The organism is Pseudomarimonas salicorniae (assembly GCF_023156535.1).
Taxonomy (GTDB): Bacteria; Pseudomonadota; Gammaproteobacteria; order Xanthomonadales; family Xanthomonadaceae; genus Pseudomarimonas; species Pseudomarimonas salicorniae.
Genome location: NZ_JALNMH010000002.1, coordinates 302,219 through 322,446, shown reverse-complemented (window position 1 = coordinate 322,446; position 20,228 = coordinate 302,219). Strand labels below are relative to the sequence as shown.

Genomic DNA, 20,228 nt, shown 5'->3' with positions numbered 1-20,228 from the left:
GCTCCGCCGCCCCGCCCCGGGTTACCCCCAAGGCGACAAGCCGGCCGGCATCGGGGACAATATGGGCCCCCCGGTTCCGGGGGTTCTCCCCCAAGCAGACAGGTTGCCATGACCACGCCCAGCCGGCGCGAGCTCGCCAACGCCATCCGTTTTCTTGCCATCGACGCGGTCGAGGCGGCCAAATCCGGGCATCCGGGCATGCCGATGGGCATGGCCGACATCGCCGAGGTGCTGTGGAACGACTTCCTGGTGCACAGCCCGGGCAACCCGAAGTGGTTCAACCGCGACCGCTTCGTGCTCTCGAACGGCCATGGCTCGATGCTGCTCTACGCCCTGCTGCACCTGTCGGGCTATGACCTGCCGATCGAGCAGCTCAAGCGCTTCCGCCAGCTGCATTCGATCACCGCCGGGCATCCGGAGGCCTCTGAAACCCCGGGCGTCGAGACCACCACCGGTCCGCTGGGGCAGGGTCTGGCCAATGCCGTCGGCATGGCCCTGGCCGAAAAGGTGCTGGCGCAGCGCTTCAACCGTCCGGGGCACGAGATCGTCGACCACCGCACCTGGGTGTTCCTCGGCGATGGCTGTCTGATGGAAGGCATCTCGCACGAGGCCTGTTCGCTGGCCGGCACGCTGGGCCTGTCCAAGCTGGTCGCGTTCTGGGACGACAACCGCATCTCGATCGACGGCGACGTGGCCGGCTGGTTCAGCGACGACACGCCGCAGCGTTTCGAGTCCTACGGCTGGCTGGTGATCCGCAATGTCGATGGCCATGACCCGGAGGAGGTCTCGCAGGCCATCCGCACGGCGATGGGCCAGAGCGAGCGCCCGGTGCTGATCTGCTGTCGCACCACCATCGGCTTCGGCTCGCCGGGCAAGGCCGGCAAGGAAAGCTCGCACGGCGCGCCGCTGGGCAAGGACGAGGTGGTGGCGACCCGCGAGAAGCTTGGCTGGTCGCATGCGCCGTTCGAGATCCCGCAGCCGGTCTACGACGGCTGGCGCAGCCAGCAGAAGGGCGCCGAGCGTGAGCAGGAATGGGAGCAGCGCTTTGCCGAGTACGGCCGCGCCTTCCCGGAGCTCGCCGCCGAGCTGCTGCGCCGGCTGCGCGCCGAGCTGCCGGCCGGCTTCACCGAAGCGGCCTGGGCCTATGCCGACAAGCTGCAGGCAGAGGGGCCGGTGGTGGCCTCGCGCAAGGCCTCGCAGATGGCCCTTGAACACTTCGGTCCGCTACTGCCCGAGCTGATCGGCGGCTCGGCCGACCTCGCGCACAGCAACCTGACCCTGTGGAAGGGCTCGCGCGACGTCAACGCGGGCGGCGAAGACGGCAACTACGTCTACTACGGCGTGCGCGAGTTCGGCATGACCGCGATTGCCAACGGCATGGTCCTGCACGGCGGCCTGATTCCCTACGACGCCACCTTCCTGGTCTTCTCCGACTACGCCCGCAATGCGGTGCGGATGAGCGCGCTGATCCCGGCCGCAGCGATCCACGTCTACACCCATGATTCCATCGGCCTCGGCGAGGACGGCCCGACCCACCAGCCGGTCGAGCACCTGGCCTCGCTGCGCTACATCCCGAACAACCGGGTCTGGCGCCCCTGCGACGCGGTGGAGTCGGTGGTGGCCTGGAAGGCGGCCATCGAGCACCGTCTTGGCCCGTCCTGCCTGATCTTCTCGCGGCAGAACCTCGACCACCAGCCGCGCAGCACCCAGCAGGTGCGCGACATCGAGCGCGGCGGCTACGTGCTGATGGAGGCCGAGGGCGGCAAGCCGGATCTGATCCTGATCGCCACCGGCTCCGAGGTCGGCATCGCCATGGACGCGGCGCGCACGCTGATTGCGGAAGGCCGCGCGGTGCGCGTGGTGTCGATGCCCTGCAGCAATGTCTTCGATGCCCAGCCGGTCGAGTGGCGTGAGGGCGTGCTGCCGTCGTGGTGCCGGGCGCGGGTGGCGGTCGAGGCGGGCGTCACCGACTTCTGGCGCAAGTACGTCGGTCTCGACGGTGCGGTGGTCGGCATCGACCGCTTTGGCGCCTCGGCGCCGGCCGGCGACCTGTACAAGCACTTCGGCATCACCGCCGAGGCGGTGGTCGAGGCGGCGAAGGGCGTGGCCAAGCCGGCTGCATGAGGCACTGGATCGCCCTGCTGCTGCTCATCGTGCTCGCCGGCGCGACATCGCCGGCGCGCGCCTGGAGCATGTTCGGCCACGAGCTGGTCGGAGAGCTGGCCGAGCGCCAGCTCTCCGCGAAGGCACGGGTCGGGGTGCAGGCCCTGCTCGAGGAGGGCGAGAGCCTGGCCTCGACAGCGGGCTGGGCCGACCGCATGCGCGACGACAAGGCCTACGCCTGGGCCACGCCGCTGCACTTCGTGAACTTCCCGCGCGGCCGCTGCGAGTACGTGGCGCGGCGCGACTGCCCCGGGGGCGACTGCGTGGTGGCCGCGGTAGAGCGCTTCCGCGCCGAGATGCTGGATGCCTCGCTGCCGCGCCAGCGGCGTGCCGAGGCGCTGAAGTTCCTGGTCCACTTCGTCGCCGACATCCACCAGCCGCTGCACTGCGGCTACGGCCATGACCGCGGCGGCAACACCTATCAGGTCAACGTCGACGGCGAGGGCAGCAACCTGCACCGGGTCTGGGACCATTTCATGCTGGCCCGGACCGGTCGCGATCGCGCCGGGCATCTGGCCGCGCTGTCGGCCGAGCCGCTGCCCGAGGCGGGCCCGTTCCAACCCGTGACCTGGGCCGAGGACAGCTGCCGCATCGTCCAGGCTGACGGCTTCTATCCGCAGCGCCGCCGCCTGTCCGACGCCTATTTCGAGCGCTTCCGGCCGCTGGCCGAGGCGCGCCTGCGCCTCGCTGCCTCGCGCCTTGCCAGCATTCTCGAGGCCGGCTTCGCGCCGAGCCCCTAGCCGTCCGCGGGCAGCCGCCCGCGAAATCCGCGACAATGACCGGCACCTGCCGGACACGGAGGGAGAACGCTCATGTCCGCCGCCATTCCGCACCCGGTACCGCACCGGGACGACACCGCTGCCAATGGATCGCGCAGTCCGGGCGAGCTTGAGGCCTGGTTTGCCCGCTTCCGCCCCGGCGTAATCGGCAACGATCTGGTCCATCCGCTTCCGGGCGGCGCCCGCCGCGTGGTCTATGCCGACTGGACCGCCAGCGGCCGCCTGTACGGTCCGATCGAGGACTATCTTCGCGACACCCTCGGCCCCTTCGTCGCCAACACCCATACCGAGACCACGCTGACCGGCACGGCGATGACCCGCGCGTACCACCAGGCGCAGTGCATCATCAAGCGCCACGTCAATGCCGGCCCCAAGGACGTGCTGATCGCCCAGGGCTCGGGCATGACCGGCGTGGTCAACAAGTTCCAGCGCATGCTCGGCCTGCGCATTCCCGAGCAGCTGTGCGACAGGGTGGCGTTCTGCGACGAGGAGAAGCCGCTGGTGGTGGTCACCCACCTCGAGCACCACAGCAACCAGACCAGTTGGGAGGAGTGCGCGGTCCACGTCGAGATCATCCGCCGCAAGCCGGACGGCAATCCCGACCTCGACCACCTCGAGCAGATCCTCCGCGAGCACGCCCACCGACCGCTGAAGATCGGCGCCTTCTCCGGCTGCTCCAACGTCACCGGCATCGTCACTCCCTACCACCGGATGGCGGCGATCATGCACGCCCACGGCGGGCTGTGCTTCGTCGACCTCGCCGCCTCGGCGCCCTACGTGCCGATCGACATGCATCCGGCCGACCCGGCCGAGAAGCTCGACGCGATCTACTTCTCGCCGCACAAGTTCCTCGGCGGTCCGGGCTCGTCCGGCGTGCTGGTCTTCGACGCCTCGCTCTACCGGCTGAAGGTGCCGGACACACCGGGCGGCGGCACCGTGGCCTGGACCAATCCCTGGGGCGGCCACCGATTCGTCGACAACATCGAGGCGCGCGAGGACGGCGGCACGCCGGGCTTCCTGCAGACCATCCGCGCCGCGCTGGCGATCCGCCTGAAGGAAGCGATGGGCGTCGACCGCATCCATGCCCGCGAGGAGGAGCTGAAGTCGATCTTCCTCCGCGAGCTGCTGAGCCAGCCCGGCATCCAGCTGCTCGAACCGCAGCGCCACGACCGCCTGTGCATCTTCTCCTTCTACTCGCTGGAGAAGCACCACAACCTGATCGTCAAGCTGCTCAACGACCGCTTCGGCGTGCAGGTGCGCGGCGGCTGTTCCTGCGCCGGCACCTACGGGCACATCCTGCTCGGGGTCGACCCCCAGACCTCGCAGAAGATCACCTGCGAGATCGACGCCGGCGACCTCAGCAACAAGCCCGGCTGGGTGCGCGTCTCGCTGCACCCGACCATGACCGACGAGGAAGCCGCTTACATCGCCCACGCCATCCATGAGGTGATGCGCCACTACCACGCCTGGAAGGACGACTACCGCTTTGATGCAGGGTCGGGCGAATATCACCACAAGTCGTTCGAGCAGCCGTATCCAGATCTGGGCGATTGCAGGCTGGTGGCTGGGTAGGGCTCAGGGGCTAGGGCCTAGGGCTCAGGGCCTAGGGCTCAGGGCTCAGGGCTCAGGGCTCAGGGCTCAGGGCTCAGGGCTCAGGGGATAGGGTTCGGCCGCTACGCGGCAACGGTGGCTTCGCCACCCGCGCCTTCGCCCGCAACTCCGACCCTGTCCGGAGGCTCGACTGACCACATCGGGCAGTGGTCTGACCGGCCGAGTTCGGCCGGGAGCGAGCGTTTGCAGAAGCGAAATCTGGGCGCGAAGCAGACATTCATAGGGTGCGGCTAGCCGCACCGGGCGCACCGTCCGAACGCCCGTATCGGTGCGCCCAAGGCGCACCCGATGAGCCTTCGCTGACGCCCAACGAAGCCCGACTGTAGGAGCGCACAAGGGCGCGACCGCGGAAATCCGCTCTGGCCGCGGTCTGTGGTGAATGCGTAGTGTCGCGGTCGCGCCCAAGGGCGCTCCCAAAATTTGACTGCGGCAAGGTCTGCTTTGCGGAGCAAACCGGACCTGGCAGCGCCGATGCGTGTGTAGGAGCCAGCTTGCTGGCGATAGGCGCCCCGAATGGGATGATCGCCAGCAAGCTGGCTCCTACAGGCGGGTCCTGCGGAAGGTCTGCTTGGCGCCCAAAGCACACGTCAACGAACGCGCGTTCTGGGTCGATATCAGCCCGTCAGCTTGCTGCCAGGGCTGGGCAGTGCGCTTGCCCGTGGCTGTCATGCGCACCGGCAACGCCGGTCATTGAGCTTGGCAGGAGCCGGTCAGCCTCACGGCCACATGCAGTGGTCACGACCCCGCAGTGCGCGAGGATTGCCCGAGACCCCATAACACCAATTTCCCGCGACGGGTGCATTCCCGCGAAACGCGCCTTCGCTCCGCGCACCCTACGCGCGCATAAGGCGCTCGCGCAGTCCGCCCTGGCGCAGGCTGCGCCGGGCGAGGGCGGCGCGGAGGGTGGGTTCGTCGGCCCAGAGTTCGAATCCGTGGCGGGCGCGGGAAAGGGCGGTGTAGACCAGCTGGCGGTCGAGCAGGGCCAGGGCCGGGTTCGGCGGCAGGATCAGGGCGATGCGGTCGTACTCCGAGCCCTGGGCCTTGTGCACGGTGAGCGCGCTGGCCGAGGCATGCTCGGGCAGGTCGCCGGGGGCGAAGGCGCGCAGGGCGGGGTCGCTGCCGGCGGGAGCGAACCAGGCGCGGAGCTGGCCGTCGTCACCGGGCAGCAGGACGCCGAGGTCGCCATTGAACAGGCCGCGGCTGTAGTCGTTGCGCAGAACGATCACGCTGCGCCCGGCCCACAGGCGGGACTCGGGGGGATGGCCGAGCGCCTCGCGTATAAGCGTATCGATATGTTCAGCGGCGGCCGCGGCGCCGAAGCGTCCCTCGCGCAGGGCGCAGAGCAGCTGCTGGCGCTGCCAGGCGGCGAGCAGGGCGCGCGCGGCCGGCTCGCCGCGGCCGGCGGCCAGCGGCGCGATCGTCTCGACCAGCTGCCCGGCCCAGGCATCGAGGCGCGCCGAGAGGCCGGTGGCATCGGTCAGCGGCCGGAAGTCCAGCGCGGCCTCTTCGCGGCACAGCATCAGCAGGCCGTCGGCATCGCCCTGCCGCGCCGCGCCGAGCGCCGGCATCAGCGCGGCATCGCTTCGGAAGCCGTGGTCGAGGCGCACCACCGGACCGCCGACGCGGCCCTCCAGCGCCTGCACGACATCGTCCAGCACCGATCCGCTGGCCACCGAGCTGAGCTGCTCGGCATCGCCCAAGAGGACCAGACCGGCGTTCTCAGGCAGGGCATCGCAGACCGCTCGCAGTGTCCCGAGGTCAAGCATCGAGACCTCGTCGAGCAGGACCAGGTCGACCGCCAGGCGCTCCTCGATGCCGTGCCGGAAGCGCCGCATCGAGGGCGACCAGCCGAGCAGCCGGTGGACGGTGCGGGCCGGCTGGGCGAGGACCCGGGCGCAGGTTTCGCCGAGCTGCGGATCGAGGGCGACGATCTGCTCGGCGCCCTGCTGCAGCGATTCATTAAGTCGGTGCGCGGCCTTGCCGGTGGGCGCGGCCAGCGCAATGCGCAGAGGTTCGCCGCGGCCGGCCCGGTCGGCGAGCAGCTGGCGCATCAGCAGCAAGCGCAGCGCGGTGCGCGTCTTGCCGGTGCCCGGGCCGCCGGTCAGCACCAGCAGCGGAGCGTCGGCGGCGGCCACGGCGCGACGCTGGGCCTGGTCATGGGCGGCATCGCTGCCGGCGAACAGGCGCTCGACCAGGGCGGCCCGGGTGTCATCCGCGGCCGGTACCTGCAGCCGGGCGCCCAGCACCTTGGCGATGCGCAGCTCATGGCGCCAGCTGCGCCACCAGTAGCAGCGCCCGGCGGCGTCGATCACCAGCGGGGCGCGCGCGGCGCCATCGCTGACCAGACGCTCGCCGCGCAGGGTGTCGATTACCGCTGCGTCCCAGCCCGGACTGCCACAGCGCTGCGGCGTGCCCAGCGGCAGGCAGCTGTCGCCCTGCGACTCGGCGCGGCGCAGCCAGGCGGCGACCGCGGCCAGGGCCTCGCTGCCGCCGTGGCCGCGGATCCAGCTGGCCAGCATGCGCTCCTCGGGGCGCCAGCCGTCCTCGGGCGCCGGCACGGGCTCAAAGGGCAGCAGGGACAGGCGATTCATTGCGCGTCTCCGGCAAACACGGCATCGACGGCCTCGATCAGGGCGGGCTCGAACGGCCGCCGCCAGACGCCGGCGCCGGGGGCCAGGCCCATTCCGCGGAGGAACAGGTACCAGCTCTCGCCGAGGTGGGTGCCCGGGTCGTAGTCGCGTCGCCGCTGGCGCAGGTAGCGGTGCACGGCCAGGGTGTAGAGCAGGGCCTGGAAGCGGTAGCCGCTGTGGTCCATGGCCCGCTCCAGCGAGCCGCCCAGATAGTCATCCACGGCCGGGCCGAGGCGGTTGCTCTTGTAGTCGGCGACGTGCAGCCGGCCGGCGTGCTCGAAGACCAGGTCGATCTTGCCGCTGAGCAGGCCGCTGACCGCGCGCAGCGGCACCGAGGCGGGCAGCAGGCGCGATTCACCGAGGTCGCCCAGCGCCTCCTTCAGTCGCGCGAAGGACACCGCATCGAGGCGCATGCGGAAGTCCATCTCGGCGCGCTGGGCCGCCGCGGGCAGGGCGGCCAGCCGGATACCCTCGCCCAGGTCTGTGTCGAGGGCGGCGTCCAGGCGCTCGGTCACCCGTGCCCGCCAAACAGCGTCGCGATGCGCCGGCGGCCAGCCCTGCTCGCGCAGGCAGGCCTCGACAAGCGCCGGCTGCTCGGCCAGCGTCCGGCCGATCGCGCGACGCTCGAGGATGGCGTGCAGGGCGTTGCCGACGGTCGCGCCGCGCAGCGGTTCCCATTCAAGCAGGGTCGGATGCGGCGGGGCGGGCTCGGGGTCGGCGGCGGCCTCGACCTCGTCCTGGGCACCCCGGGTCTCGCTGCGCCGCTGGTGGGTCAGGCTGGAGAAGCTGACCAGGCTGTCCAGCACCGGGGCGCCCGGGACGGGTGGCCAGTCGGGCAGGGCGCTGGCGTCCGACTCGGCGCCGAGGCGCGCATCGCCTTCCGGCCAGCCCGGCAGCCAGGCCACCTGTTCGAGGGCGGCCGCATCGGGCCTTGCAAACAGCGGCGCCAGAAGCAGGTCGAGCGCGCTGCGCACGGCTTCGTCCTGGGGGCTCCTGGCCCGCGCATGGGCCAGGCGCTCGGGGTCCATGGCCCAGACGTCGCAGCGGTACACGGCGCGGGTCAGGGCCACGTAGAGCACGCGCAGGCGCTCGCGCTGATCGTCCCGGGCGGCGGCCTCGGCCGCCTCGGCCCACTGCGGGCTGCCCAGGTCGAGTACGCGCTGGCCGGCCGACTCGTCCCAGGCCACCGGCCAGTCGATGGAACGCGGTGTGTGGTTCCACATCAGGGGCAGCAGGACCCAGTCGAACTCCAGTCCCTTGCTGGCATGCAGGGTCATCAGGCGAACCCGGCGGCCGTCCGATTCGATGCGCAGCTGGCGCGTGTCGGCATCCTGCGTGGGTTGCTCGCGCTGCGCCGCCAGCCAGTGCCAGAGGGCTTCGCCGCGCTGGCCGGCGGCTTCGGCTTCGGCCAGCAGCTCGCCGAGGTGGCGCAGGTCGGTCAGGGCACGCTCGCCGGCACCGGGTTCGGCAAGCAGGTCGGCGCAGCGCGCGTCGACCAGGGCGCCGATCGCGGCCTGGATGCCGGCGCGTCGCCAGCGCTCGGCCTGGGCGGCATTGGCGCGATGCGCCGCGGCCAGCAGCCCCGGATCCTGGGCTGCGGGATGCAGGGCGGACAGCGGCCAACGATAGAGGGGCGAGCGCAGCACCTCGCGCAGGGCGTCGCCGTCCTCCGGATTGAGCCAGGACCAGAGCTGCAGCTGCAGGGCGCGGGCCCATTCGGTGGTGAACACATCGCTTCGCCCTGCGCCGCTGCTCGGGATGCCGCGGCGGCGCAGGGCCTCGCGCATCGCGGTGACATCGCTGTGCCGCGGCAGCAGCACGGCGATGCGACCGGCATGCAGCGGCGCATCGCCGATGCGCTGGTCGCCGCGGGTGAGGGTCTCTGCGATCAGCGCGGCGCAGGAGTCGATGGCGCGCTCGACGCGCAGCGGCGCCTTCTGCGGATCGTCCTCGGATGGCAGCACGTGCAGACGCAGCGGACGAGCGAGTGGCCGGCCGTCGTCGCGCCAGGGCGCGTCGTCGCGGCGGTTGCTGGGGCGGACCGGGACATAGCCGAAATGACCGGGCCCCGGCGGGATACGGAAGCCGTCACCGCCCTGCGCGTACAGCTCGTTGAGCGCGGCAACCATCTCGCGGCTGGCGCGGTGGTTGGTGGCGAGGCTCAGTCGCTGGTCGCTGGCCGCCGCGGCCCGCTGATAGGTATGGATGTCGCCGCCGCGGAAGGCGTAGATCGCCTGCTTGGGGTCGCCGACCATCAGCAGGCAGCCGCGCGGCCGGCCGTCCGCGCCGCGGAACAATCGGTCGAAGATCGCGTACTGGCGCGGGTCGGTGTCCTGGAACTCGTCGATCAGGGCCACCGGCCAGCGTGCGAACAGGCGCTCGGCCAGCTCGCCGTCGGCGGCCAGCACCGCTGCATGCACGCGCTCGACCATGTCGTCGTAGCCGATTGACCGGTTCTGCTGCAGCCGCTGCTGGCGAAGGCCCAGCAGGCGCTCGCGGCACTCGGCGAGGGCAGCGCCGCCGAGCAGGCGCCGCGCCTGCATGGCCGCCGCGCCGGCGCGCAGGGCAAACCGGAAGTCCGGGTCGCCGCCCAGCCGCTCCAGCGCGCCGTCCGCAAACTGATCGGCCAGCGATTCCAGCGAGGCGTGTCCCTCGGCAAGTCGGGGGAACTTGTGGTTCGCTTCGGCCTCGTCCTCGCCCAGCTCCAGCCGCTCGGCCAGCTTGCGCAGCTCGGTGCGGACCGCGGCGTTGGCGCGCCTGTACAGGCTGCCGTCGTCGACCAGCCGGCGCAGCGCCGGCGCCCGGGCGGCTTCGTCGAGCAGGGCGCAGTCGGCCAGCGCCGCGGCGTCTGGCCGGCGCACCTCGATGCCGGCCTGGAGCAGGCCCGGCAGGGTCGACTGCAGGAAGGTCCGGCCCTTGCGCAGCAGCCAGGTGGTCAGCGCATCGGCCTGTTGCTCCGACTGCATCCGTTCGCGCCAGATGTCATCGATCAGCGCGCGGCGCAGGGCCGGCTCGTCGACCAGGGTCAGCCCAAGCACATCGCTGCCGGTGAGCAGCGGAAACTCCCGCAGTACGCCAAGGCAGAGACTGTGCAGGGTGCCGATCGGCGCGCGATCGAGGTCGAGCAGGGCGAGCTTGAGCCGCGGGGCGAGCCGGGACGGCGCGGTCGGCAGGCCGCTGAGGTACGCGTCCAGCGCGGCATCGCCGGAAGGACGCCCCTGCAGCACGTCCAGCGCCTCGCGGACCCGGGCCCGGATGCGTCCGCGCAGCTCCTGCGCCGCGGCCTCGGTGAAGGTGGTGACGGCAATCGCCTCGGGCGCGTGCCCACCCTCCAGAAGCAGGCGCAGGTAGAGCATGGCAAGCGTCCAGGTCTTGCCGGTGCCGGCGCTGGCCTCGACCAGCACCCGGCCCTCGAGCGGCAGGTTTCGCCAGTCAAGGCTCATGCGCCGCGCTCCGGTCCCGGCGCCAGCAGGGCGGCCAGTCGCCGGGCGGTCTCGGCGAAGAGCGGGCTGGCCGGGTCGCGTGCGTCCCAGAATTCGCGCTCTCCGGCCAGCAGCCAGGCATAGCCCGGCGACCAGTCGCGCTCGCCGGTCTGCCGGTCGCTGCCAAGCCAGGCGCCGGCGATGTCGCCGTCCTCGAGCAAGGCCTGGCTGGCCTTGGGGAAGTAGGCCAGCGGCTCGCGCAGGGCCGCCTCCCAGGATCGGGCTATCGTGGAAACGACCTGTTCAAGACCGGCGCGCCGCACGGTCAGATCGGAGGCCTCGAGCGAAAGCGTCGCCGCCCAGCTGTCCTGCTTGCCGGGAGCCAGGCGCAGCACCTGCAGGGCCTCTCCGGGCTGCAGGCAGAGGCCAAGCAGGGCGGCGCGCAGGGCGAGGTCCAGCCGACCCGACAGCCCCTTGAAACGCTTCGGTTCGTCGGCGAACTCGACCAGCCAGAGCACCTTGCCGCAGCGCCAGACCGGGCCAGGGCGGCCCTCGATGGTCTGGCCTTCGAGCTCGAACGAAAGGTCCGGGACGAGGCGCTGCGAGGGCAGGGCGAAGCAGGGCAGGCCGGCGGACTCCTCGAACAGGGCGCGTGCGATCGCGGCCTGGCGGGCGTAGGCCATCCGCCCGGGGCGGCCCGGCGGGAGCTGGCCAGAGGCGAGCAGGATCTCGTCGGGCTCATCGGGCGGCGCCCGGCCGCTGACCAGGGCCTGCTGGAGCAGGGGGCGCCAGAGCGCCTCACGGGCATCGAGCCGGGTATCCAGCGGCTCGTCGGCGGGCAGGGTCTCGGTATCCAGGCCGCGCATCGGCATGCGCCAGCGCTGGCGCAGCAGCTCCTGGGCCGGATTGCGCAGCCAGCCGCGCAGCGATTCGATGCGCAGCGCGGCCGCTGCCGGCTCCGGCAGCTCTGCCCCGTCGCCCGGGACGGGTACCGGCGCAGGGCGCCAGATCGGGCCGAAGCTGTGCAGCGGCTCGCGGGCGGCCGGGTCGCGGGCGTAGCGCACATCGAAAGGCTGCAGCGGATGCTCGATCAGCCAGGCCTCGCGTGGCTCGGCCCCGGCGACCGACTGCAGCAGGCCGATCAGCTCGCCGAGCACCGGCGAGGGCTCGCGGGCGCTGCCGTCGCGCGGGTCCTCGCCGACCCAGGACAGGTGCAGGCGATCGCGGGCCGACATCAGGGTCTCGAGGAACAGGAAGCGGTCGTCGCTGACCACGTCGCGATCGCCGATCCGCGGATGCCGCGGCATCGGGTCGCCCAGCACCGCCGTGGGGCGGCGCGGAAAGTCGCTCTCCGACATTCCGAGCACGCAGATCATCCGGTAGGGCAGGGCACGCTGCGGAACCATGCCGCAGAAGGTGATGCCGCCATGCAGGAAGGCGCCGCGCCCTCCCAGCTGGGCGAGCAGGCCGTCGAGCATGGCCATGGCCTGGGCATGGCTCATCGTCGGGTCGACCCCGGCATCGGCGATGGCGCGCTGCGCGCCGGCCAGGCACTCGAGCAGGGCGTCCTCGGAATCGACTTCGTCGCGCAGGGCGGGATCGACGCGGAACAGCGACTGCCAGAGGCGCCTGAACAGGTCGATCCAGCGTCCGGCCGGGCGCGGCGAGCCGGCCTCGATGCGCAGCCGCTTGATCGCCGACAGCAGGCGATACAGTGCGCCCAGCGCGTGGGCGTCGCCCTCGTCCGGCGCGCCGGACGGGCGCAGGCCATCGAGCAGGGCCGGTTCGCCCTCCTCGTCGCCCAGGGCGTAGGCAAGGCACAGCCGATCAAGCCCCCAGCCGAGGGTGTGCGCCTCCAGAGGCGGCAGCCCCTCGTCGGCGCGTGCCTCGCCGTCGAGTCCGAGCGCTGCGGCGGCGGCGCCGAGGCCGTGTTGCAGGGATTCGAGGTCCGCCTCGTCGAGGTCCAGCGCCCGGCGCACTGCCCCCAGGCGCAGCAGGGCCATCAGCCCCGGCGCGGTGCTCCGCTGCCGCGCCTGCTGCAGCAGGTCGAACCAGGCCAGATGCAGCGGATGGCTGCGGCCGATGGGCAGATCCGCCACGTGATAGGGCAGGGGCGTGTCGGCGCTGCCCGCCGGGCCGAACACCGCGCCGAGCAGGGGCAGGTAGTCGGCCATCGAGGGCGCCAGCACCGCGATCTCCGACGGCCGCAGGTCGGGCAGGTCGACGCGCGCCTTGAGCAGGGCATCGCGCAGCACTTCCAGTTCGCGCCAGCGGCTGTGGCAGCGGTGCAGGCGCAGCGAGGCGTCGCCGCGATCCGAGTCCGCCGCGACCAGGCCGGCATCGAGCCGGCGGATGCTCTCCTGCAGGCGGCCGAGGCGGCTCCCGAGGGCGCCGCGCTGCGGCTCGGCATCCAGGCTGTGACGGACGTCGATGACGATGTCCTCTTCCGCGGCCGCCAGCAGGGCACCAAACTGCTGCCCGAGGCGGCCCAGGCTGGCCAGCAGCGGATGACCGGTTTCCAGATGGAGCAGGGCGACCTCCGGACCGGCCGGTGCCTCCAGCAGCTGGCGCAGCCGGGCGCGCTCGTTGCCAAGGCCGGCCCAGTGCTCGACGCAGGGGTCGGGGCAGTACATCACCACCAGGCGTTTGCGCGACACCGCGCGCAGCACGTCGAGGTGCCGCGGTGGCAGATGGCTGAGGCCGAAGACGTGCAGGGGGGCATCGCCGCCGGGCGCCTCGGCCACCGCGCGCAGCAGCTCGGCGTGGCGCTCGCTGCGGTGCGGGCTGCCGATCCGCTCGCGCAGGGCTCGCCACAGCGCCGGCAGCTCGCCAGCGCCCTCGATCGGCTGCTGGCCGCGGGCCCAGGCCTGAAGCCAGTCCGGCCGGTAGACCAGCAGGCGCCCGAACAGCTCGCCCAGCGCCGCGGCCAGCTGCCAGCGGCGCGGGCCGGCGGGATCGGCATCCAGGTACTCGGCCAGACGCGGCGCCTCGATGTTCCCGTCGCTGATCGCGCCGGCCAGCTCGAACAGGCGCCAGCGCAGCGCATCGGTGCCGTAGGCCGACTGCGCATCGGACAGGCCGGGTTGCCAGCGCCGGCTTAGCCGGTCGATCCACTGCCCGGGCAGATCGATGTCGATATTGGCCGCGATGCCGTAGCGGCCGCCGGCCTCGGCGAGTCGGTTGAGTAGCCAGCGACGCATGCCCGGATGCGCGGTGATCAGCTCGGCCGGCTGCAGCAGGCCGTCGGGCGGAGCCGCCGCGAGCAGGGCATGCAGCGGCTCGAGCAGGGCCTCGAGGCGGCTCGCGCGGTAGACGATCAGCCCGTTGCCGGGTACCTCGCTCGACTCCACCGGGTGCAGGTCAGAACGGAATGCGACCGGTCAGCATGTCCCGGAACATCACCCAGTCGCCCATCAGGCTGTACCAGGGATGCTTGAAGGTCGCAGGCCGGTTGTGCTCGAAGAAGAAGTGGCCGACCCAGGCGAACCCGTAGCCGATCAGCGGGATCGACAGCAGCCACCAGGGCGACAGCGAGCCGATCAGCACCGCCAGCAGCACCCCCAGCACCAGTGCGCTGCCGACGAAGTGCAGGCGGCGACAGGTGCGGTTGCTGTGCTCCTGCAGGTAGTACGGATAGAAGGCGGCGAAGTTGTCGAAGCGGGCCATGGGGACCTCCCTTCAATCCATTGTTGCGGCCCGTACCCGGGGGGGCAAGCCCGCGCCGGTTTGCGCAAGAAAACTGAACAGGTCGGAAACGAAGAGCTCCGTATTGTGAAGAGAACAGCCGTTAGTCGGCAAAAAAGCACCGTTCGTCATGAGTCGCGCAGAACTGCGCGTCTCATCACGAATTCGCAAGTGGTTGAAGCAGCATGGGCCACGCGCGTCGGCTCGGGGAACTCCCGATACCTGAAGAAAAACTGAACACCACGCGAACACTGCTAGTTTCCGCCCACGTCGTTTCATCCATTCACCGCCGGCGGACCCTGGGAGGGGACCTACGGCCCAAGAGCTGGGGATCGTTTCGTGAAGAAAGCAGTGCGTATCGGCGTGTTGGCGGCCGGGATTTCCCTGGCCATGGCGGGGACGGTATCGGCGGCCGACGGCCACCGCTACATCGTCCAGCTGGAAGAGGGCGTCTCGGCCAAGCAGATGACCGGCGCGCTTGCCGGCAAGGTGGCCGGGCAGGCCGCCAAGGTCCACCACGAATTCGAGGACCTCGGCGCGATCGCCATGACCCTGTCCAAGGCCCAGCTCGCCGCCATGCGCAGCGATCCGCGGGTGAAGTCGATCGAGATCGACCCCGAGCGCTACCCGATGGCGCAGACCCAGCCCTACGGCATCGCCCAGGTCGGCGCGCCCAGCGCCTGGGCCAGCGGGCACACCGGCAACGGCGTCATGGTCTGCGTGATCGACTCCGGCCTGAAGGCCGACCACGAGGACTTCGCCGGCGTCGACATCCGCGGCGGCTATCCGAGCGGCTGGAACACCGACACCTGCGGCCACGGAACCCATGTCGCCGGCACCGTCGCTGCCCAGGACAACAACGTCGGCGTGGTGGGCGTCAGCCCGGGCGTCGTCTCGCTCTACATCGTCCGCTACTTCGGCGGCGCCAACTGCGGCCTCAACTACGCCTCGACCCTGATCGACGCGGCCAACCGCTGCAAGACCGCGGCCGACGCCGCGGGCAAGAAGCTGGTCATCAACATGTCGCTCGGCGGCTCGGGCTCGAGTACCACCGAGCGCAACAGCTTCCAGTCGCTGCTTGACCAGGGCGTGCTGTCCATCGCCGCTGCTGGCAACGACGGCAACAGTTCGCTGAGCTACCCGGCGTCCTATGATGCGGTGATGTCGGTCGCCGCGATCGACTCGAACAAGGCCAAGGCCGACTTCTCGCAATTCAACAGCCAGGTCGAGATCTCCGGTCCCGGCGTCGGGGTGCTCAGCACCTACCCGATCGCCTCGGCGACCACCAGCGTCGGCGGCGCGGCCTACAGCGTCACCGCCATGACAAACACGCCCCAGCTCACCCGCAGCGGCGCCATCGTCAACGGCGGCACCTGTGAGACCGTGGGATCGTGGTCTGGCAAGGTCGTCCTGTGCCAGCGCGGCAACATTAGCTTCGAGCAGAAGGTGGTCAACGCGCAGACCGGCGGCGGCACGGCGGCCATCGTCTACAACAATGCTCCCGGCACTTTCGGTGGCACCCTGTCCTCACCCACGCAGACCACCATTCCTTCGGTGGCCATGTCGCAGGAGGACGGCCAGGAGATCGTGGCCTCGCGACTGGGCCAGAGCGCGACCGTCAGCACCATCGCCAACAACAACACCAGCGCCTACTCGCCGCTGGACGGCACATCGATGGCCACTCCGCACGTGGCCGGCGCGGCCGCCGTGGTGTGGAGTTCGAATCTGTCCGCTACTGCCCTCGACGTGCGCAACGCCCTGACCTCCACGGCGGAGGACCTCGGTACCGCCGGCCGCGATACCAGCTTCGGCTTCGGCCTGGTGCGGATTCCGAACGCGATCGCCGCCCTGGCCGGCCCGGCGCCCGACACCACGCCGCCCAGCACCGTCGCCAGTCTCTCGGCTTCGTCCGCCGGAACCTCGGCAGTCTCGCTGTCCTGGTCTGCGGCCACCGATACCGGTGGCTCGGGTCTGGCCGGCTACAAGATCGAGCGCTGCTCGGGCGCTAGCTGCTCGAACTTCGCCCAGATCGCCACCACCACGTCGACCAGCTACAGCAACACCGGGCTGACCGCGGCGACCACCTACCGCTATCGCGTCCGTGCCTATGACGGCGCCGGCAACAACGGCAACTACAGCGGCATCGCCCAGGCGACCACCGACTCCGCCGGCGGCGGTGGCGGCAGCGTGCTGAGCAACGGCGTGCCCGTTAACGGCCTGTCGGGCGCGACCGGCACGCAGCTCGCCTATACCCTCGTGGTGCCTGCTGGTGCGACCAACCTGTCGTTCAACCTGTCCGGTGGCAGCGGAGATGCGGACCTCTACGTGAAGTTCGGTTCGGCGCCGACCACTGGGAGCTACGACTGCCGCTCGTGGGCTTCGGGCAACACCGAGAGCTGCAGCTTTGCCAGCCCGCAGGCCGGGACCTACCACGTACTGGTCAACGCCTATTCGACCTTCTCCGGCGCCAGCCTGGTCGGCAACTTCACCCCGCCGAGTGGCGGAGGTGGCGCCACGTTCTTCGAGAACACCGCGGACTACGCCATCCCCGACAACAACTCCACCGGCATCACCAGTCCGATCACCGTCAGCGGCCGGACCGGCAACGCACCGACCAACCTGAAGGTCGCGGTGGACATCCGGCACACCTATATCGGCGACCTGATCGTGGACCTGATCGCTCCGGACGGCAGCGTGTACAACCTGCACAACCGCACCGGTGGCAGCGCCGACAACATCATCCAGACCTACACCGTGAACGCCTCCAGCGAGGCGGCGAACGGCACCTGGCTGCTGAAGGTGCGCGACCGTGCCCGGGCTGACACCGGCTACATCAACGCATGGAGCCTGCAGTTCTAAGCACTCCGTTCCACAGCGTAAAGCGAAGACCCGGCCCCGGCCGGGTCTTCGTCGTGGCGCGAGCGCCATCTTTGCCAGTGGTCGCGAAACAGCCTGCGTCGCCCTGTTCGCCCGCCCCGCAGGCGACACCTGTCCCACGCCCCAGCCGAGCAGAACGTGAAGGCGGCAACCGTTTATCGCTAAATATCTACCGCTTATCTGGCAAATAGATCGCTTGCGCTTTCGCTCGAAACCATCCAAGTGATTGACACGGGGTGATTCGGAGGCCCCGACTGGGGAACCTCCCGATGGCTGAAGGAAGTATGAACGCCCGTTGAGCGCTGGTAGGGTCACCCCTCCACCAATCGATCCACTCACGCCGGGCGGGTTGCATCAGGGGCGTCCGGCTTAACGCTGGAGGGTAGCAAGTGAACAAGGCAGTACGCAGAAGTGTGTTGTGGGCTGGCATCGCGCTGGCCATGGCCGGTGCGACGTCGGCCCAGGGGGGGCAGCGCTATATCGTCGAGCTGGAGGAGGGGGTCTCCGCCAAGCTGATGACCGACTCGCTGGCTGGCAAGCTCGCCGGGGCCACGGCCAAGGTGCACCACGAATTCGAGGATCTCGGCGCCATCGCCATGACCCTCAGCAAGACCCAGTTGCATGCTCTGAAGAAAGATCCGCGCGTGAAGTCGGTCGAGCCCGACCCCAAGCGCTACTCGCTGGCCCAGTCCACGCCCTATGGCATCAACCTGGTCGGCGCGCCCAGCGCCTGGGCGCAGGGCCACACCGGCAACGGCGTCATGGTCTGCGTGATCGACTCGGGCGTGAACGCGAGCCACGAGGACTTCGCCGGCCTCGACATCCGCGGTGGCTATCCGAGCGGCTGGAGCAGCGATGCCTGCGGCCACGGCACCCACGTCGCCGGCACCATCGCCGCCCAGGACAACACCAAGGGCGTGGTGGGCGTGGCGCCGGGCCCGCTCTCGATGTACTTCGTGCAGGTGTTCTCCGGCTCGCAGTGCCAGTGGACCTATGCCTCCGACCTGATCAACGCGGCCAATCGCTGCAAGAGCGCCGCCGACAGCGCTGGCAAGAAGCTGGTGATCAACATGAGCCTCGGCGGCGGCGGCTCGAACAGCACCGAGTCCAACGGCTTCCAGTCGTTGTACAACCAGGGCGTGCTATCCATCGCCGCGGCCGGCAACGGCGGCAACTCGTCGTTCAGCTATCCCGCCTCGTACTCGAGCGTCGTGTCGGTGGCGGCGGTGAACAGCTCGAAGGCGCGCGCGAGCTTTTCGCAGTACAACAGCCAGGTGGAGATCTCCGCGCCGGGCGTCAATGTGGAGAGCACGTACGGCAGCGGCTACAGCAGCCTCAACGGCACTTCGATGGCCAGCCCGCATGTGGCCGGCGCCGCCGCGGTGGTCTGGAGCTCTGACCTCAGCGCGAGCAACGCCGACGTGCGCAACGCGATCAATGCCAGCGCCGAGGATCTTGGCAGCAGCGGTCGCGACAATTTCTATGGCTACGGCCTCGTCGATATCCCTGCTGCGATCTCCGCTCTCAACGGCGGTGGTGGCGGCGGCGGCGGCGGGGGTGGCGGTGGCGGAGGTGGCGGCGGCGCGCTGACCAACAACGTGCCGGTGACCGGCCTGTCCGGTGGTGCCGGCAGCGAGCAGCGCTTCACCCTCGACGTGCCGGCCGGGGCCAGCAATCTGGACTTCCTGACCAGTGGCGGCTCGGGCGACGCCGACCTGTACGTGCGCTTCGGCTCGGCCCCGACCACCAGCAGCTACGACTGCCGTTCCTGGACCAGCAGCAGCACCGAGAGCTGCAGCTTCACCAGCCCGCAAGCGGGCACCTACCACGTGCTGGTTCGTGGCTACACGAGCTTCTCCGGCGTCAGCCTGGTCGGCAGCTATGATCCGCCCGGCGGCGGAGGTGGCACCACCTTCTTCGAGAACACCAGCAACTACACGATCTCCGACTACCGCACGGTGGAAAGTCCGATCACGGTCAGCGGGCTCTCCGGCAATGCGCCTTCAGATCTCGTGGTGACGGTGGACATCAAGCACACCTACCGCGGTGACCTGGTGGTCGATCTGGTGGCCCCGAACGGCGCGACCGCCAACCTGCACAACCGCAGCGGCGGCAGCGCCGACAACCTGCAGCAGAGCTGGACGATCAATGCCTCCTCGGTGTCCGCCAACGGCACCTGGAAGCTGCGCGTCCGCGACGCCGCACGCGGCGACACCGGCTACATCGACGACTGGAGCCTGCAGTTCTAGTCGAAGCGATACAGCGTGACCCAGGAAGGCCCGGCGATTGCCGGGCCTTCCTGCATCTGCCGCGGGATAGCGGGATCAGGCATCTGATCGGGTCGATGCTAGGTATGGGCACAAGTTTGCCGTTCGCCCTGGCCGGCGAGATGGGCCTTTCGGGCGAAGCCAGATCAAGAACAGGATCAAGAGCTTTCAGACCGACCTGCGGTCGGCCCGAGTCACTTTCTCTTGATCGGCACGAGCCGCGCAGGAGCGCGGCCGAACGCCGCAGGCGGCCCGAAGGGCGGCGGACAGGAGGTCCGCCGTAAGAGAAAGTAACCAAAGAGAAGCCGACCCGACTTCCGCGCCGTCATTGCTGCGCAATGCCGGTGCCCTGCGTTGCTCGGAACCCGGCGGCCGGCGTGAACTCGCGCATCCCTGCGCTCAAACATCCACGCCTTTCCCCGCCGGCTTCCTGCGCTACTCGGCGCTGCACACGGGACCCACGCGCAATGAGGTTTTCGAGATTCGAGGGCCACGTTCCGCGACACGCCGCCTGAAAAGCCTTGCCCGGTCGGTCCACGGGCTGTGCGGCCAGGAAGGCCGATCAACGGGGCCCCTGTCTGGCGGCGGGCGGGTGGAGGGTGAGCCGGACAAAGGCGACGCATGCGTCGCCCCGGCGAACGCCACGGGCACGGAATGCCCGTGGCCGGACCTGCTGGAATAAGCATGGCCAGGATGGCCATGCCCAGCAGGAGCCCGCAGGGACGCGCGCACGATGCGCGCGTGTTTTTCGCCAGGACAAGGACGTGCTGTCGAAAAACCCCGGAGCCCGCACGC

Annotated in this window: 9 protein-coding genes; 5 read left to right on the top strand and 4 right to left on the bottom strand. The window is 70.4% G+C overall.

Annotation, left to right across the window (positions count from 1 at the left end):
* Nucleotides 1-108: 108 nt before the first annotated feature.
* From tkt to M0G41_RS03825, 3 genes are all read left to right on the top strand, one after another.
* Nucleotides 109-2,124, top strand: a complete 2,016-nt coding sequence (gene tkt, locus M0G41_RS03835) for a transketolase (protein WP_248205222.1) — start codon at nt 109-111, stop codon at nt 2,122-2,124.
* Entirely contained in the window at nt 2,121-2,903 is a 783-nt protein-coding gene (locus M0G41_RS03830; RefSeq protein WP_248205220.1) for a S1/P1 nuclease, read from the top strand. The genes tkt and M0G41_RS03830 overlap by 4 nt, the downstream gene beginning before the upstream one ends.
* 72 nt (nt 2,904-2,975) lie before the next feature.
* The gene (locus M0G41_RS03825) at nt 2,976-4,514 is read left to right on the top strand and encodes an aminotransferase class V-fold PLP-dependent enzyme (RefSeq protein WP_248205217.1); all 1,539 of its coding nucleotides are present in this window, start codon (nt 2,976-2,978) and stop codon (nt 4,512-4,514) included.
* Between the two features lie 872 nt (nt 4,515-5,386).
* Here the strand turns inward: M0G41_RS03825 and recD are convergent.
* Genes recD through M0G41_RS03805 form a run of 4 tightly spaced genes read right to left on the bottom strand, consistent with a single transcriptional unit; the run spans nt 5,387 to nt 14,271 of the window.
* Entirely contained in the window at nt 5,387-7,144 is a 1,758-nt protein-coding gene (recD, locus tag M0G41_RS03820) for an exodeoxyribonuclease V subunit alpha (RefSeq protein WP_248205213.1), read from the bottom strand.
* The gene (locus M0G41_RS03815) at nt 7,141-10,626 is read right to left on the bottom strand and encodes a UvrD-helicase domain-containing protein (protein WP_248205210.1); all 3,486 of its coding nucleotides are present in this window, start codon (nt 10,624-10,626) and stop codon (nt 7,141-7,143) included. The genes recD and M0G41_RS03815 overlap by 4 nt, the downstream gene beginning before the upstream one ends.
* Nucleotides 10,623-13,955, bottom strand: a complete 3,333-nt coding sequence (locus tag M0G41_RS03810; protein ID WP_248205207.1) for an exodeoxyribonuclease V subunit gamma — start codon at nt 13,953-13,955, stop codon at nt 10,623-10,625. The genes M0G41_RS03815 and M0G41_RS03810 overlap by 4 nt, the downstream gene beginning before the upstream one ends.
* Before the next feature lie 10 nt (nt 13,956-13,965).
* Nucleotides 13,966-14,271 (bottom strand): Mpo1-like protein, encoded by a 306-nt coding sequence (locus M0G41_RS03805; RefSeq protein WP_248205203.1) that lies wholly within the window; start codon nt 14,269-14,271, stop codon nt 13,966-13,968.
* Between the two features lie 357 nt (nt 14,272-14,628).
* Here M0G41_RS03805 and M0G41_RS03800 point away from each other — a divergent pair, with 357 nt between their 5' ends.
* Together M0G41_RS03800 and M0G41_RS03795 are read left to right on the top strand one after the other, a co-directional pair.
* On the top strand, nt 14,629-17,148 hold the full coding sequence (locus M0G41_RS03800; protein ID WP_248205199.1) for a S8 family serine peptidase: 2,520 nt from the start codon (nt 14,629-14,631) through the stop codon (nt 17,146-17,148).
* 407 nt (nt 17,149-17,555) lie between these two features.
* Nucleotides 17,556-19,415, top strand: coding sequence for a S8 family serine peptidase (locus tag M0G41_RS03795; RefSeq protein ID WP_248205196.1), 1,860 nt, complete (start codon nt 17,556-17,558; stop codon nt 19,413-19,415).
* Nucleotides 19,416-20,228: the final 813 nt, after the last annotated feature.

Coding starts and splice junctions, on each gene's coding strand:
- tkt (WP_248205222.1), top strand. CDS start 109: ATGACCACGCCCAGCCGGCGCGAGCTCGCCAACGCCATCCGTTTTCTT.
- M0G41_RS03830 (WP_248205220.1), top strand. CDS start 2,121: ATGAGGCACTGGATCGCCCTGCTGCTGCTCATCGTGCTCGCCGGCGCG.
- M0G41_RS03825 (WP_248205217.1), top strand. CDS start 2,976: ATGTCCGCCGCCATTCCGCACCCGGTACCGCACCGGGACGACACCGCT.
- recD (WP_248205213.1), bottom strand. CDS start 7,144: ATGAATCGCCTGTCCCTGCTGCCCTTTGAGCCCGTGCCGGCGCCCGAG.
- M0G41_RS03815 (WP_248205210.1), bottom strand. CDS start 10,626: ATGAGCCTTGACTGGCGAAACCTGCCGCTCGAGGGCCGGGTGCTGGTC.
- M0G41_RS03805 (WP_248205203.1), bottom strand. CDS start 14,271: ATGGCCCGCTTCGACAACTTCGCCGCCTTCTATCCGTACTACCTGCAG.